Annotated in this window: 14 protein-coding genes; 6 read left to right on the top strand and 8 right to left on the bottom strand. The window is 65.3% G+C overall.

Annotation, left to right across the window (positions count from 1 at the left end):
- Positions 1-31 precede the first annotated feature (31 nt).
- The 3 genes from GDR53_RS09530 to GDR53_RS09540 all read right to left on the bottom strand — a co-directional run bounded on the left by GDR53_RS09530 (position 32) and on the right by GDR53_RS09540 (position 2,932).
- Positions 32-901 carry an EamA family transporter gene (locus GDR53_RS09530; protein WP_193337819.1) on the bottom strand — a complete coding sequence of 290 codons (870 nt, stop codon included), beginning with the start codon at positions 899-901 and terminating at the stop codon, positions 32-34.
- Complete coding sequence (locus GDR53_RS09535) at positions 901-1,776, bottom strand: EamA family transporter (RefSeq protein ID WP_193338029.1); 876 nt, start codon at positions 1,774-1,776, stop codon at positions 901-903. The genes GDR53_RS09530 and GDR53_RS09535 overlap by 1 nt, the downstream gene beginning before the upstream one ends.
- Positions 1,777-1,888: 112 nt before the next feature.
- On the bottom strand, positions 1,889-2,932 hold the full coding sequence (locus tag GDR53_RS09540) for an aspartate-semialdehyde dehydrogenase (RefSeq protein ID WP_193337820.1): 1,044 nt from the start codon (positions 2,930-2,932) through the stop codon (positions 1,889-1,891).
- Positions 2,933-3,323: 391 nt separating this feature from the next.
- Between GDR53_RS09540 and GDR53_RS09545 the strand changes: the two genes are divergently transcribed.
- Positions 3,324-4,514: a BaiN/RdsA family NAD(P)/FAD-dependent oxidoreductase gene (locus GDR53_RS09545; RefSeq protein ID WP_193337821.1), complete on the top strand. Its 1,191-nt coding sequence runs from the start codon at positions 3,324-3,326 to the stop codon at positions 4,512-4,514.
- Positions 4,515-4,527: 13 nt separating this feature from the next.
- Here the strand turns inward: GDR53_RS09545 and GDR53_RS09550 are convergent, their stop codons facing one another.
- Entirely contained in the window at positions 4,528-5,124 is a 597-nt protein-coding gene (locus GDR53_RS09550) for an acyloxyacyl hydrolase (protein ID WP_193337822.1), read from the bottom strand.
- Positions 5,125-5,287: 163 nt separating this feature from the next.
- Here GDR53_RS09550 and GDR53_RS09555 point away from each other — a divergent pair, with 163 nt between their 5' ends.
- Both GDR53_RS09555 and GDR53_RS09560 read left to right on the top strand, forming a co-directional pair.
- On the top strand, positions 5,288-6,298 hold the full coding sequence (locus tag GDR53_RS09555) for an LLM class flavin-dependent oxidoreductase (RefSeq protein ID WP_193337823.1): 1,011 nt from the start codon (positions 5,288-5,290) through the stop codon (positions 6,296-6,298).
- Positions 6,299-6,400: 102 nt separating this feature from the next.
- The gene (locus GDR53_RS09560; RefSeq protein WP_193337824.1) at positions 6,401-7,606 is read left to right on the top strand and encodes a GGDEF domain-containing protein; all 1,206 of its coding nucleotides are present in this window, start codon (positions 6,401-6,403) and stop codon (positions 7,604-7,606) included.
- On the opposite strand, the gene GDR53_RS09565 is transcribed toward GDR53_RS09560, so the two are convergent.
- From GDR53_RS09565 to deoD, 4 genes are all read right to left on the bottom strand, one after another.
- Positions 7,603-7,908 (bottom strand): hypothetical protein, encoded by a 306-nt coding sequence (locus tag GDR53_RS09565; protein WP_193337825.1) that lies wholly within the window; start codon positions 7,906-7,908, stop codon positions 7,603-7,605. The genes GDR53_RS09560 and GDR53_RS09565 overlap by 4 nt on opposite strands.
- A gap of 75 nt (positions 7,909-7,983) precedes the next feature.
- Positions 7,984-8,805 (bottom strand): COG3904 family protein, encoded by an 822-nt coding sequence (locus GDR53_RS09570; RefSeq protein ID WP_193337826.1) that lies wholly within the window; start codon positions 8,803-8,805, stop codon positions 7,984-7,986.
- On the bottom strand, positions 8,802-10,184 hold the full coding sequence (locus GDR53_RS09575; RefSeq protein ID WP_193337827.1) for a hypothetical protein: 1,383 nt from the start codon (positions 10,182-10,184) through the stop codon (positions 8,802-8,804). The genes GDR53_RS09570 and GDR53_RS09575 overlap by 4 nt, the downstream gene beginning before the upstream one ends.
- A 205-nt stretch (positions 10,185-10,389) precedes the next feature.
- Positions 10,390-11,100, bottom strand: a complete 711-nt coding sequence (gene deoD / locus GDR53_RS09580) for a purine-nucleoside phosphorylase (protein WP_193337828.1) — start codon at positions 11,098-11,100, stop codon at positions 10,390-10,392.
- Between the two features lie 159 nt (positions 11,101-11,259).
- Here deoD and argC point away from each other — a divergent pair, with 159 nt between their 5' ends.
- The 3 genes from argC to GDR53_RS09595 all read left to right on the top strand — a co-directional run bounded on the left by argC (position 11,260) and on the right by GDR53_RS09595 (position 13,111).
- Positions 11,260-12,207, top strand: a complete 948-nt coding sequence (argC, locus tag GDR53_RS09585) for an N-acetyl-gamma-glutamyl-phosphate reductase (protein ID WP_193337829.1) — start codon at positions 11,260-11,262, stop codon at positions 12,205-12,207.
- A 286-nt stretch (positions 12,208-12,493) separates the two neighbouring features.
- Positions 12,494-12,784: a YggT family protein gene (locus GDR53_RS09590; RefSeq protein WP_193337830.1), complete on the top strand. Its 291-nt coding sequence runs from the start codon at positions 12,494-12,496 to the stop codon at positions 12,782-12,784.
- A gap of 12 nt (positions 12,785-12,796) precedes the next feature.
- Complete coding sequence (locus GDR53_RS09595; protein WP_193337831.1) at positions 12,797-13,111, top strand: DUF167 family protein; 315 nt, start codon at positions 12,797-12,799, stop codon at positions 13,109-13,111.
- The last annotated feature ends 39 nt before the right edge of the window (positions 13,112-13,150 follow it).

The following is a 13,150-nucleotide window of genomic DNA, read 5'->3' on the forward strand; positions in this document are numbered from 1 at the left end:
GTGGGGTGGCTTTTTGTTGTGACGGTTGTGGTCAGAGCAGCGGCGTCGCCCGCGGCCGCAGCAGCGTCACCAGCAGGCCGGCGATCACCAGCACGGCGCCGGCGATCTCGATGGGCGTAATGGTTTCGCCCAGCACCAGATAGCCTGAGGCGAGGCCGGTAATGGGCACCAGCAGGGTGAAAGGCGCCACCACCGAGGCGGGATGCCGCGCCATCAGCCAGCTCCAGATCGCCATGCCGAGCAGTGTTGCCGGATAGGCGAGAAAGGCGATGAGGGCGGCGTCGCCCCAATCAAAGCCGGCCATCGCGGTGGTTACGGCAGCGGGCCCTTCCACCAGCAGCGACAGGGCCAGCAGGGGCAGCGGCGCGACCAGCGCGCCCCAGACGGTCAGCGCCAGCGGATCGACGCGACCGGCCTTCTTGATCAGGATATTGGCGAGGCCCCAGCACAAAGCGGCCAGCAGCGTCATGCCCAGCGGCAGCAGGGCGGCATCGGCCAGGCGCTCGGCGCCGATCACGGCTATGCCGGCAAAGGCAATGGCGGCGCCCAGGATCTGCACGCGGCGCGGCCGTTCGCCGAGCAGGAAAAAGGCCAGCGCCATGGTGAAGAAGGCCTGGGTCTGCAGCGCCAGGGAACTGAGTCCTGCCGACATGCCCCAGGCCATGGAGAGGTTCAAAAAGCCATAGAGGCCGACGCCGAAGGCAAAGCCATAGGCCACCACCAATTGCCAGGCCACCCGGGGCGGCTTGATGAAAAAGACCAGCGGCAAAGCGGCAAAGAGGAAGCGCAGAGCGGCAGCCAGCAGCGGCGGCAGGGCGGCGACGCTGAGCTTGATGACGACGAAGTTGAAGCCCCAGATGGCCACCACCAGCAAAGCCAGCGCGACATGACGGATCGGCATCAGGCCGGCCGCAGTCGCGCCAGCAGGCGCGGTCCGAAGACGTTGAGCATCAGGCCGAGAAAGATCAGCACGCTGCCGGCCAGTTCGAGCCCGCTGATGGCCTCGCCCAGGAAGACGAAGGCGGCGGCAAAGCCGACAATGGGCACCAGAAGCGCAAAGGGCGCGACGAGGCCCGAGGGGTGGCGCCCCAGCAGCACGGCCCAGCCGCCATAGCCGAGCAGGGTCGAGCCATAGGCAATGAACAGCACCGAAAAGATGGCCTGCGGGCTGATGAAGGGCAAGGCCAGCAGCGGCCCGGGGCCCTCGAGCAGCAGCGAGAGCGCCAGCATGGGCAGAGGCGGGACGAGGCTCCCCCAGATGACAAAGGCGAACATGTCGACATTGCCGGCGCGCTTGGTGACGATATTGGAGACGGACCAGAAGAAGGCGGCGGCCAGGGTCATCAGCAGCGGCACCAGCACGGCGCCGCCGATATGTTCGGCGCCAATGGTCACAAGGCCCGCCAGGGCAATGCCGGCGCCGGCCAGGCGCAGCGGGGTGGGTCGTTCACCCAGGAAGAGCGCGGCCAGGCCCAGGGTGAAAAACACCTGCATCTGCATCACGAGGCTGGCCAGCCCGGCCGGCATGCCCAGGCCGATGGCGGAAAACAGGAAGCTGAACTGCAGCACGCCCACGGTCATGCCATAGGTGATGAGCAGGCTCCAGCTGACGGCCGGGCGGCGCACGAAGAAGATCGCCGGCAAGGCGCAGCCGATATAGCGCAGGGCGGTCAGCAGGTAGGGCGAGACCTCGTCGACGCCCCATTTGATGGCGACGAAGTTGAGGCCCCAGAGCGTCACGACGCCAAGGGCCAGAAGAAGGTCGCGAATCGGCATGATGACCTGCGGGGGGGTGAGGGCTGGCTTGGCCATATCATGCTGGCCTGGCCGAATAAACCGGCAGAGGGTCCACCCCGGCAGGCGCCGGGGCAGACCAGTCGCTATCGTCTCAGGCGGCGTCGCGCGGCTTGAGGCCGAGCTCGATCAGCGTTTCGGCGATCTGGATGGTGTTGAGCGCGGCGCCCTTGCGCAGATTGTCGCTGACGATCCAGATATTGAGGCCGTTTTCGATCGTGGCGTCCTCGCGGATGCGGCTCACGAAGGTGTCATATTCGCCGACGCATTCGACCGGGGTGGCGTAGCCACCGGGTTCGCGCTTGTCGAGCACGGTCACGCCGGGCGCGTCGCGCAGGGCGTCGCGCGCCTCATCCGCCGAAATGGGATTCTCGAACTCGATATTGACCGCTTCGGAATGGCCGACAAAGACCGGCACGCGCACGGCGGTGCAGGTCACCTTGATCTTCTGGTCGAGGATCTTCTTGGTCTCGGCCATGACCTTCCACTCTTCCTTGGTCGAGCCGTCTTCCATGAAGATGTCGATATGGGGAATGACGTTGAAGGCGATCTGCTTGGGGAACTTGGAGCCGCCGCCCGGGCTGTCATTGACGAAAATGCCCTTGGTCTGGTTCCACAGCTCGTCGACGCCTTCCTTGCCGGCGCCCGACACCGACTGATAGGTCGAGACGACGATGCGGCGGATCTTGGCCAGGTCATGCAGGGGCTTGAGCGCCACGACCAGCTGGGCGGTCGAGCAATTTGGATTGGCGATGATGTTCTTGCGGGTGGCGCTGGCCAGCCAGCCGGCCAAAACCTGCCCGTTCACCTCGGGCACGATCAGCGGCACATTGGAATCATAGCGCCAGAAGCTCGAATTATCGATGACGATGCAGCCACTGGCGGCAATGCGCGGGCCCCAGTCCTTGGAAATGTCCGAGCCGGCCGACATGATGGCGAAATCGACGCCGGCAAAGTCGAAATTGTCGAGATTCTTGGCCTTGAGGATCTTGTCGCCATAGGAGATCTCGCGCCCGGTGGAGCGCGAGGAGGCGAGAGCGATCACCTCGGTGGCCGGGAACTTGCGTTCGGCCAGAATATTGAGAACTTCACGGCCCACATTGCCTGTGGCACCGACGACGGCGACGCGATAACCCATTTTTTGGAACTCCAGTCCCTTACCAGTTTCGCCTCCCGCGCCAGTCATGCGACTGGCGGTGATCCGGTTGCGCCGCTCCCCGTCGGGAGGCGACCCGGGGAAAAGCGTCAGGCGGTTTTGGTGGTTTTGGTCATGCGCGCAACGACGCGCCCGGCGGGGCGCCGGGTGGTGGTCCGATCAGCAAAGACAGAAACGCTGCGCATCAAGTGACTGCTTGTTTGGAAAAGCAGGCGAAGTCATACGCCACTATAGGATTTAGTCAATGCTGCATTGGTCGCTGCGCTGCCGGGCTGCATTGGCCGCTGCGCGGCTCAGGCCGCTCTGGCCACGGCGGCTTGGCAGAACTGCCCGCTTGCAATAGACCGGGCTTCGCAGCTGACAGGATCTCCCCATGCCCCATTATGATGTCGTCATCCTTGGCGCCGGCGCTGCCGGCATGATGGCCGCCATCGAGGCGGGCCGGCGCGGCCGCTCGGTGCTGGTGGTCGATCACGCCAAATATGCCGGCGAGAAGATCCGCATTTCGGGCGGCGGGCGCTGCAACTTCACCAATGTGAACGCCACCATCGACAAGGGCCGTGATCGCTTTCTCAGCGCCAATCCGCGCTTTGCCCTCTCGGCGCTCAGCCGCTACACGCCCGACATGTTCATCGCCATGGTCCGGGATCACGGCATCCAGTTTCATGAAAAGACCCTGGGCCAGCTGTTCTGCGACGGGCCGGCGACGCAGATCAATTCCATGCTGCTCAATGAAATGCGCAAGGCCGGCGTCACCATGGTGCTCGAAACCTCAGTCGAGGCCGTGGACCGCGGCAGCGACGGTTTTTCCCTGCAGCTGAGCACCAGTTCGATCACCTGCGAAGCTCTCGTGGTGGCTACCGGCGGCAAATCCATTCCCAAGATGGGGGCTTCGGGCCTGGGCTATCAGCTGGCCACCCAGTTCGGCCTGCGGCTGACCGAGACGCGGCCCGCCCTGGTGCCGCTGACCTTTGAGACCGGGGCGCTGGACAAGCTCAAGGAGCTCTCGGGCATCGCTACCGATGCCATTGTCAGCCACGGCAAGACGGCGTTCGAGGAGGCGCTGCTGTTCACCCATCGCGGCCTGTCCGGCCCGGCCATCCTGCAGATTTCCTCCTATTGGCGCGAGGGCGACGCCATTGCGGTCGATCTGTTGCCGCATCAGGATGCCGGCGAAAAGCTGCGCGCCGCCCGCAGCGCCACGCCCAAGCTGCAGGTGCAGACGGTGCTGGCGGGCTTTCTGCCACGCAAGCTGGCGCAGCTGCTGGGCGAAGAGCTCGACATGAGCGGGATGATCGGGGATTTTTCCGACAAGAAGCTGGCTCTGGTCGAGGCCGTGCTCAAGGAGTGGACGCTCAAGCCGGTCGGCTCGGAAGGCTATCGCACCGCCGAAGTGACGCTGGGGGGCGTGGATACGCGCGATCTCGATGCCAAGACCATGGGCGCCCGGGATGTCCCGGGGCTCTATTTCGTCGGCGAAGTGGTCGATGTCACCGGCTGGCTAGGCGGCTACAATTTCCAGTGGGCCTGGGCCTCGGGCTGGGCAGCCGGACAGGTCGCCTAGCGCCGATTGTTGCCTAAAACTTCCAGCCGAGCCGCAGGCCGACATTGGACAGGCCCTGGTTCTTCTCGCACCAGCCATTATTGGAGGTGTGCTCATAGGTCAGGGTGGCGGTGACGTTCTCGCTGACATGGGCGCCGACGCCGTAGCGCTCGTAGAAGTTCAGGCGGCAGCCGAAATTGGCGTGGCGCGTGTCGTCGGGCGAGCCGGTCAGATAGCCATTGTGCACCGCGCCGCCAAAGGCGCCTTCGAGATAGAGCGGGGTGTCAAAAATGGGCAGCTGCCAGGTCAGGCTCAGATGCAGCAGGCTGTCCTGGCCATCGGTATTGAGGGTGACGCCCAGATCGGGCCGCGGCGAGCCGATCCAGCGGAAGGCCTCGAGGTCGGGCGACTTGAACAGGACGTCAAAGCTGATGTCCTCGATCTGGTTGAGCTTGTACTCCCAGGGCGGCGGAAACAGGATATAGCTGACGTCATGGGCGTGCAGGCCCACGCGGATTTCGTCGACGACCTCGGCAAAGGGGCTCGGCGTCAGCAGGCTCTGGGCCTGGGCCGGCAGGGCGAGCAGGGCCGATACTGCGATGGCAAAAGCGGCGGTAAGCAGTTTCGACACGGCGATTCCTCTAGTGGCGCTCCAGTAGAAGCCGCAAAGCGGGCAATGAGTCAACGCAGGGTGGCACATTCAGGCGCGAAGTGACCGTCGCGCCACGCGACAGGCCTCGCTTTCATCGTAATTTGACGATAGAAGGGCGCGATTGCTGTAAAGGATTGACGCCATGACTGCTCCATTCGCCCTGTCGCTGCAGGATCTCGCCCCCATTGCCGAAGGCTCCAGCACCGCCGAGGCCCTGGGCGAAACCATTGCCCTGGCCCAGGCGGCCGACCAGCTGGGCTATACGCGGCTGTGGTATGCCGAGCATCACGGCATGCCCTCGATCGCCTCGTCGGTGCCCGAGATCCTGATCGCCAGCGCCGCGGCGCATACCAAATCCATCCGCGTCGGCTCGGGCGGCGTCATGCTTCTCAACCACGCGCCGCTGCATATTGCCGAGGCCTATCGCACGCTCGAGGCGCTGCATCCGGGCCGCATCGATCTGGGGCTGGGCCGGGCGCCGGGGGGCGACGGCTATGCCATGCGGGCCCTGCGCAGTGGCGGCGGCGAGGAATTTTCCAGTTACCTGGCCGAGCTGATGGCGTTTGACGAGGACAGCTTTCCGCCCGAGCATCCATTCTCGCGCGTGCCGGTCTCGCCGGGCGGCATTGCCCTGCCACCCAAATGGCTGCTCGGCTCATCGGGCAACAGTGCCCAGGCCGCCGGCCAGCTGGGCATCGGCTATGCCTTTGCCGCCCATTTCAGCCATACCCCAGCCGCCCCGGCCTTTGACGCCTATCGGCGGGCCTTCGTACCCAGTGATGCCTTCCCCAGGCCGCAGACCATGCTGTGCGTTTCAGTGGTCTGTGCGCCGACCGACGAGGAGGCGCAGTATCTCTCGCGCTCGCAGGCCGTCAGCTGGGCGCTGTTCACCTCGGGCGAGCAGCGCAAGCTGATGAGCCCGGAAGAGGCGCATGCCCGCGTGCTGACCCCGCAGCAGCAGGCGGTGATCGACCATCAGTCGAGCCTGTGGATCGTCGGTTCGCCCGAGACGGTGCGCGACGTGATCGCCGAAAAGGCCGAGGCCAGTGCAGCCGACGAGGTGATGATCACCACCACCATCCACTCCTATGCGCAGCGCCGCCGCTCCTACAAGCTGGTGGCCGAGGCCTTCGACGTGGCGCCACGCTGGTGAAATAGCTGCAAAACCGTCGATTTCGGGCAGAATCGGGCATAGCGTTAAGCTCTCCTTGGCGGTTGCGGCCTAGCGTGCGCAAGGTTGGGGGACAGGCTGGACATGAGCGCAGCGTTTTTCATCTTGGCGATCAATGTCTGCGTTGCCGGCATCTTTGCCACGGCCTTTGCCGTGGTGGCGGTGACGACGCGCGCCGCCATCAGCGCCCGCTGGCTGTCGGCCGCCTATGGCATGGGCGCGCTCTATGCAGTGCTCGAATTCATCCTGCCGCTGCACGGTCCGATGCCGGTGCGCAGCGTCGCCGTGTTCACGGCCTTCCTGCTGGCCGAGGGGCTGATGGTGATTGGCCTGGCCTGGCACTATAATGTACCGCCGCCCTGGCGCGTGCTGCTGGGCCTGGTGCTGGTTTCGATCTTGATCAATGTGGCGATCCTGGACATGCCGCGCCCATCCCTGGTGCGGGCACTGCTCTATCAGGGGCCCTATGCGGCCATGCAGGTGATTGCCGTGGTGGTGATGCTGGCGGCGCCGCCGGCGCGGCGCGGCGCGCTCGATCTGCTGCTGCTCTCGCTCTATACGATCGGCGCCATGCAGTTCCTTGGCAAGGCGGTGCTGTCATCGGTGCTGGGGCCAGGCGCCACCGAGCAGGATTACGTCACCACCACCTATGCGGCGATCTCGCAGGCCAGCGGCGCTGTCCTGCTGGTGGCCCATGGCCTGCTGCTGCTGCTGCTGCTGGTGCGGGCCAGTATGGACGAGATGACGACACGCTCGGAAACCGACACGCTCTCGGGGCTGCTCAACCGGCGTGGCTTTGAGGGGCGGGCCGAAAAAATGCTGGTGCGGGCGCATCGCATCGGCCTGCCGATGACGCTGCTGGTCGCCGATCTCGATCACTTCAAATCGATCAATGACAACCATGGTCACGCCGTGGGCGACCGGGTGATTGCCGCCTTCGCCAAGGTGTTCAAGACCGCGGTGGATCATCGTTCGGTGCTGGGGCGGCTGGGCGGCGAGGAATTTGCTGTGCTGGTGCCGGCCTCCACGCTGGTCAGCGCGCAGGCGTTGGGACACGGCATCAGGCAGGAATTTTCCGCGCTCAGCGGCGCGCTGACGCCCGGCCAGCGGCTGAGCGTCAGTCTGGGCGTGGCGCAGATGCGCAGCGGCGAGGGCCTGTTCGAGCTGATGCACCGCGCCGATGCCGCCCTCTATCAGGCCAAGCGTACCGGTCGCGACCGGGTCTGCGTGGCCAGTGGACCGGATTCGCCAGACCTGCCGGTGGAAACAGAAGGCACGCTGCCGCGCTAGTTGGCCTGGCTGCGTTCGACCAGTTCAAAACCGTCCGTATCGGGGCCGATGCGCAGCGCCAGCTGCTGGCGATCGAGTTCGGCCAGCCAGGCCGTCCAGGAGCAGGGGCTGAGGTCGTCTTGTGCGCCCGGCGCAACGGGCTTGTCGGCCCGGGCAAAGCGCAGCTTGAGCTGGGCCCGCTCCTCGCCGAAGCGATTGCGAATCCGGGCGATGGCCGGCACGCCATGCCGGTCGGCCACCCAGTTCTGGATGTCGCGGTGGCGGATCAAGGTCTTGTCAGTGCTGGATTTGCTGTCGGTCATGATGGTCTCCCTCCTCAAAGAGCCATGGGTTCAGGCTAACGGCGCAGGTCCTCCACCCGTTCCGTCCGCAACGCATCACTTCTGCAGGAAGTCCGTGACGAGCTTGAGACTCACCATCTCGTCACGCGAGAAATAGTAGAGCTGTTCGGGCGGGGTTTCCAGTGCATGCAGCCAGAGCGCCGGATCGACGCCGCTGCGCGTGAGGCTGGCAATGATGGTGCCGGTAATGGTCTGGGCGTCGCTCATGGCCATGCCCGCGACCCGGGCCTTGTCCTCTGCGCTGCCGGCCAGCGCCGCGGCATAGATCTGGTGCACGCCGATGGCGGCGTCGGGGCTGGCCAGCCGCGTGGTGCCGGCAGCAAAGATCAGCGGGCAGGACGAGGCGCAGAGGGCGCCGGCCCTTACCTCGGTGGCGAGGTCCCGCTCATGGACCAGATCGCCGATGGCGAGGGCATCACGCACCGAGCCGCCGGGGGAATCGAGCACGACGCTGCGCACATATTCGCCGCGGGCGTCGATCTCGTTGGCAAAGCGCTCGGCCGCGCCCGGGTCGATCGTGCCGGTCAGGGTCAGCTGGCCGGCGCTGCCCAGGGCGATATCCAGCGGCTGCTGCAGCAGGTCGGGCGCGGTGGTGATGTCGGGCCGGGCGCTGGGTTCCGGGCCCGTCGTTGCGGGCGGCAGGATGGGCTGCAATGGCATGGGCAGCGCCGGGCTGGCTGCGGCCAGTTCGGTCAGTTCGCGATAATCGACAAACAGCACCGATGCCGTGCCGGCCAGCAGCGCGAAAAAGGCCACCCGCAGGATATTGCCGTCATCCACGGCGGCAATTCTGTCGATCAGCCGCCGGTAGAGAGAGCCCCGGGCGGCGCCGGCGCGGGCATTGGCCGGGCTGGTCATGCCGGGCGCGGCCCGTCGCCGCGCGCGCGGGTGCGCTGCGCCGCGTCGATGGGGGTGACGACGGCCTCGCTGGCCGGCGTTTCGGTTGCGGTAGCGGCGGTTTCAGCGGGTTGCGCCGGGGCTGGCTCTGCCGTGGGCTGTGGTTCGGGCACCACGAGAGGCCGGGGCTGGCCGCTGGCCACGTCAATGCCGGCGGCCTCCATCTGGCGGAATAAAGCCATGGCGCGCAGCATTTCGGCGGCGGTGATGTTTTCGGCCGCTTCCAACGATTCCGATTCTTGGCGCATGGCGTCATTGACGATCATCAGCACCAGGACCAGCACGACCGGCAGCAGATCGATGGAAATGGCGCCGGCCCAGCTCGGAATGAAATCCTGCCAGTAGCGCAGCACCGCCTCGGCGCTGGACAGCGGCACGAAGCGGCGCTGTTCCACCGCCGGGGTGGCGAGAATTTCGTCGGCCGCGGTGCTCAGGGCAGCCGACTGGGCGGCCACGGAAGCCCGCACGGTTTCCATCACCTGGTCCTGCCGATTGGCCAGATCGGCCGAGCCGCCATCGGCCACCGGGGCGATGAAGCCGGCGCTGAGATCGGCCGAGGCGCGCTTGACCGAGGCGGCTACGCCGGTCTGCTGCAGGGCGGCAATGATGGCCGAAAGCTGGACAGCCTCGGTCTGGAAGCTGTCGGCGCGCGGCTCGACCGCGCCGGGCGTGGAGACCAGTTCGCGCATGGTGGCCAGGCGCGCCGAGCCCTGTTCGAACTGCAGCGCTACCTCGTCGCGGCTGCCGGTAATGGTGGCGGCCAGCTGGTTCATCTGCGTGCCCATCTGGGTGAGCAATTGTACCACGCTGCCCGAGCCGGTGGTGCCGGTCAGGGCGCCGGATTCGCGCTCGTCGGCGGCGAGGCCGGCAAAGCGTTCGGCGGCGCGCTGCACGTCGGGCAGCAGGCTCTGGGCGGCCAGGGCATTGGAATGGGCTTGGTCCAGATCCTCGGCATAGCCCTGCAGCGTCACCGCCATATGCTGCTCGGTGGCTGCCGAACCGGCCAAAGCGGCGGCATTGAGCCAGGAGCTCATGGCCATGATCATGACGCAGCCAATGGCCATGGTGACAAAGAGCCCGACGCGCTGCACGCCCGAGGTCACCAGCGGCACGAAGCGCAGCATGAAGCTCCAGAAGGCGTAAATGGCGACCGAGACCGCGGCCGAATAGATGATGGCGGCAAAGAAGACAAAGCTGGCCGAGCCATCGAGCAGGCCGCGCACGCCCAGATAGGTATAGACGCCCGAGGCCAGCGCCAGCACCGCCAGGGCAAAGCGCGTCATCGTCTCGACGCCCTTGACGGTTTCGTTGAGGCGATAGGCATTCGGCTTGAGCTGCATGTGCGCGTCCCCGGGAGATTAAGGCGAGGTTAACACAGCGATGGCGGCGAGATGGTGGCAGAAGCGGGCAGGGTTAATGACGAAGCGGTGAGGGGAGGGCAGGACGCATGAGGCCTCATGGTGAGCCTGTCGAACCACGCGGTCGGTCACGCCGATCCTGCCACGACCTCGTCCTTCGACAGGTTCAGGATGAGGTCTACGGCCGCTATCCCTTGATCGCCACTTCCAGCGCCAGGGTCACCATTTCCTTGAGCGAGCTCTGGCGTTCCTCGGCGTCGATTTCGGCGCCGGTGATCAGGCAATCGGTCATGGTGCAGATGGCGAGCGCCCGGACGTCGAAGCGGGCGGCCAGGGTATAGAGCGCGGCCGCTTCCATTTCGACGCCGATGACGCCGTGCTGGGGCAGGGTGTCGTAACCGGCCATGCCATTGGCGTGGTAGAATATGTCCGAGCTCAGCATATTGCCGGCGTGATAGGTCATGCCGGCTGCCTCGGCCTTTTCGGCGGCCGAGCGCAGCAGGCCGAAATCGGCGATGGGGGCGAAGTTGAAGGCGCCAAAGCGGCCCTTCACAATAGAACTGTCGGTGGTGGCGGCCTGGGCCAGCACCAGGTCGCGTACCTTGACCTTGGCATTGAGCCCGCCGCAGGTGCCCACCCGGATCAGCGTCTTGACGCCGTAAGTGTTGATCAGCTCATGCACATAGATCGAGAGCGACGGCTGGCCCATGCCGCTGGCCTGCACCGAGACGGGCTTGCCCTTATAGGTGCCGGTATAGCCCAGGCAATTGCGCACCGAATTGACCAGGCGCGCCTCGTCGAAAAACGTTTCGGCAATCCACTTGGCGCGCAGCGGGTCGCCGGGCAGCAGCACCACTTCGGCATAATCGCCGGCTTTGGCATGGTTGTGAGGGGTCATCTTTTTGTCCTTGCTGGTGTCCGGTTGCCAAAGCAATGCCATCGGCGGGGCAGATCGGCAAGCCGGAGCGACCCGGATCGGGAGAGCGAAGAAAGGACCCGCAGTCTTGACCCCGACATGATCGCGGTCCATTTACGCTGCCCAAACGGGAGAACGCCAATGGTCGCCAGGATTTTCATCGACGGGGAAGCCGGAACCACGGGTCTGCAGATCCGCGAGCGGCTGGCCGGGCGGCGCGATCTCGAGGTGATCTCGATCGATGCGGACAAGCGCAAGGATATCAATGAGCGCGCGCGGCTGCTCAATGCGGCCGATATCGCCATCCTCTGCCTGCCCGATGATGCCGCCAAGGAGAGCGTGGCGCTGATCGACAATGGCACCACGCGGGTGATCGACGCCTCCTCGGCCTTTCGCGTCCATCCCGACTGGGCCTATGGCTTTGCCGAAATGGACAAGGGCCAATCTGCTGTCATCGCCAAGGCGCGCTTCGTTTCCAATCCGGGCTGCTATCCGCAGGGGCCGATTGCCACTTTGCGGCCGCTCATCCAGGCCGGGCTGCTGCCCGCCGCCTATCCGGTCAGCGTCAATGCCATTTCCGGCTATACCGGCGGCGGCAAGGCGATGATTGCCGAATATGAGGCGGCCGGCGCAAGCGCCAGCCATTTCATGCCCTATGGGCTGACCTTCGAGCACAAGCATGTGCCCGAAATGACCGCCTATACAAAACTCGCCCAAGCGCCGCTCTTCGTGCCTTCGGTGGGCGACTATGCCCAGGGCATGGTGACCTTCGTGCCGCTGCAGCTGGGCCATCTGGGCGTGGTGCCGCGCGGCGAGGAACTGCATGCCGCCATTGCCGACCATTTTGCCGCCATCCCCGACAGCTTTGTCAGCGTGGCGCCCTATGCGGCACTGGCCAAGACGCCCGAACTCGACCCGCAGATCTACAACAATACCAATACGATGCGGCTGCATGTCTTTGCCAATGACGCGCGGGCGCAGGCCGTGCTGGTGGCGGTCTATGACAATCTGGGCAAGGGCGCCTCGGGCGCGGCGGTGCAGAACCTCAACCTGATGCTGGGCGTCAGCCCGCGCGAGGGCCTGGCATAGCGGGCGTCGCAATATGCGAGCCCGCTCGCATTCTGCGACGCGGGATGTGACGCAAAACGCGATTGTTTACAGCACTTTAATACCTGTGCCCTAGATTTGCTGGTGCAGCGATCTGGCACGGAATGTGCAAGAGAGCGCCTATCCGGATCTTGTACTGCGTACCGGATGTCAGTCATTGAGGCCCCGTTCTGTGCGACCAGAACGGGGTCTTCATGCTTTAGGGGCGCCGCTCTTGTCGGGCGGGGCGCTTGCGCCTAAATAAGGCAGCGAAAACAGGGAGACTGCAATGAAGGCCGTACTCGATGTGATCATGGTGATCCTCCAGTTGTACTGGTGGGTGCTGCTGATCATGATCATCATGAGCTGGCTGATCTCGTTCAACGTGATCAACACGCGCAATCAGTTCGTCGAGAGCGTCTGGCGGGTGGTCAACCAGCTGACCGAGCCGCTGCTCAACCCGATCCGCCGGGTCATGCCGAATTTTTCCGGCCTCGATATTTCCCCGATCATCCTGTTCCTGGGCATCTTCTTCATCCAGCAGCTGATCCTGCGCTATGGCTATGCCTACGTGCCCTGAGGGGCGCGACAGATGGCAGACTGCTACCGGCTCGGCCCCCAGGGGCTGAGCCTTTTTGTTCGGGTCACCCCCAATGCCGGGCGCGATGCCATCGAGGGCGTCGAGCAGCGCGACGATGGCAGCGCCGTGCTGCGGGTGCGGGTGAAGGCCGTGCCCGACAAGGGCAAGGCGACGGCGGCCGTGATTGTTCTCCTCGCCAAGGCGCTGGGCGTGCCGAAATCGGCCATTACCGTCACCAGCGGCGATACCGCCCGGCTCAAGACGCTGGCGGTGACGGGGGACGGGCCGGCGCTCGTGGCGGCGTTGATGAGGACAGCCCCCACCTAACCTCCCCCTGAAGGGGGAGGGATTGATCGGGGGTGCCGG

The sequence above is a fragment of the Devosia beringensis genome, assembly GCF_014926585.1.
GTDB classification, from domain to species: domain Bacteria; phylum Pseudomonadota; class Alphaproteobacteria; order Rhizobiales; family Devosiaceae; genus Devosia; species Devosia beringensis.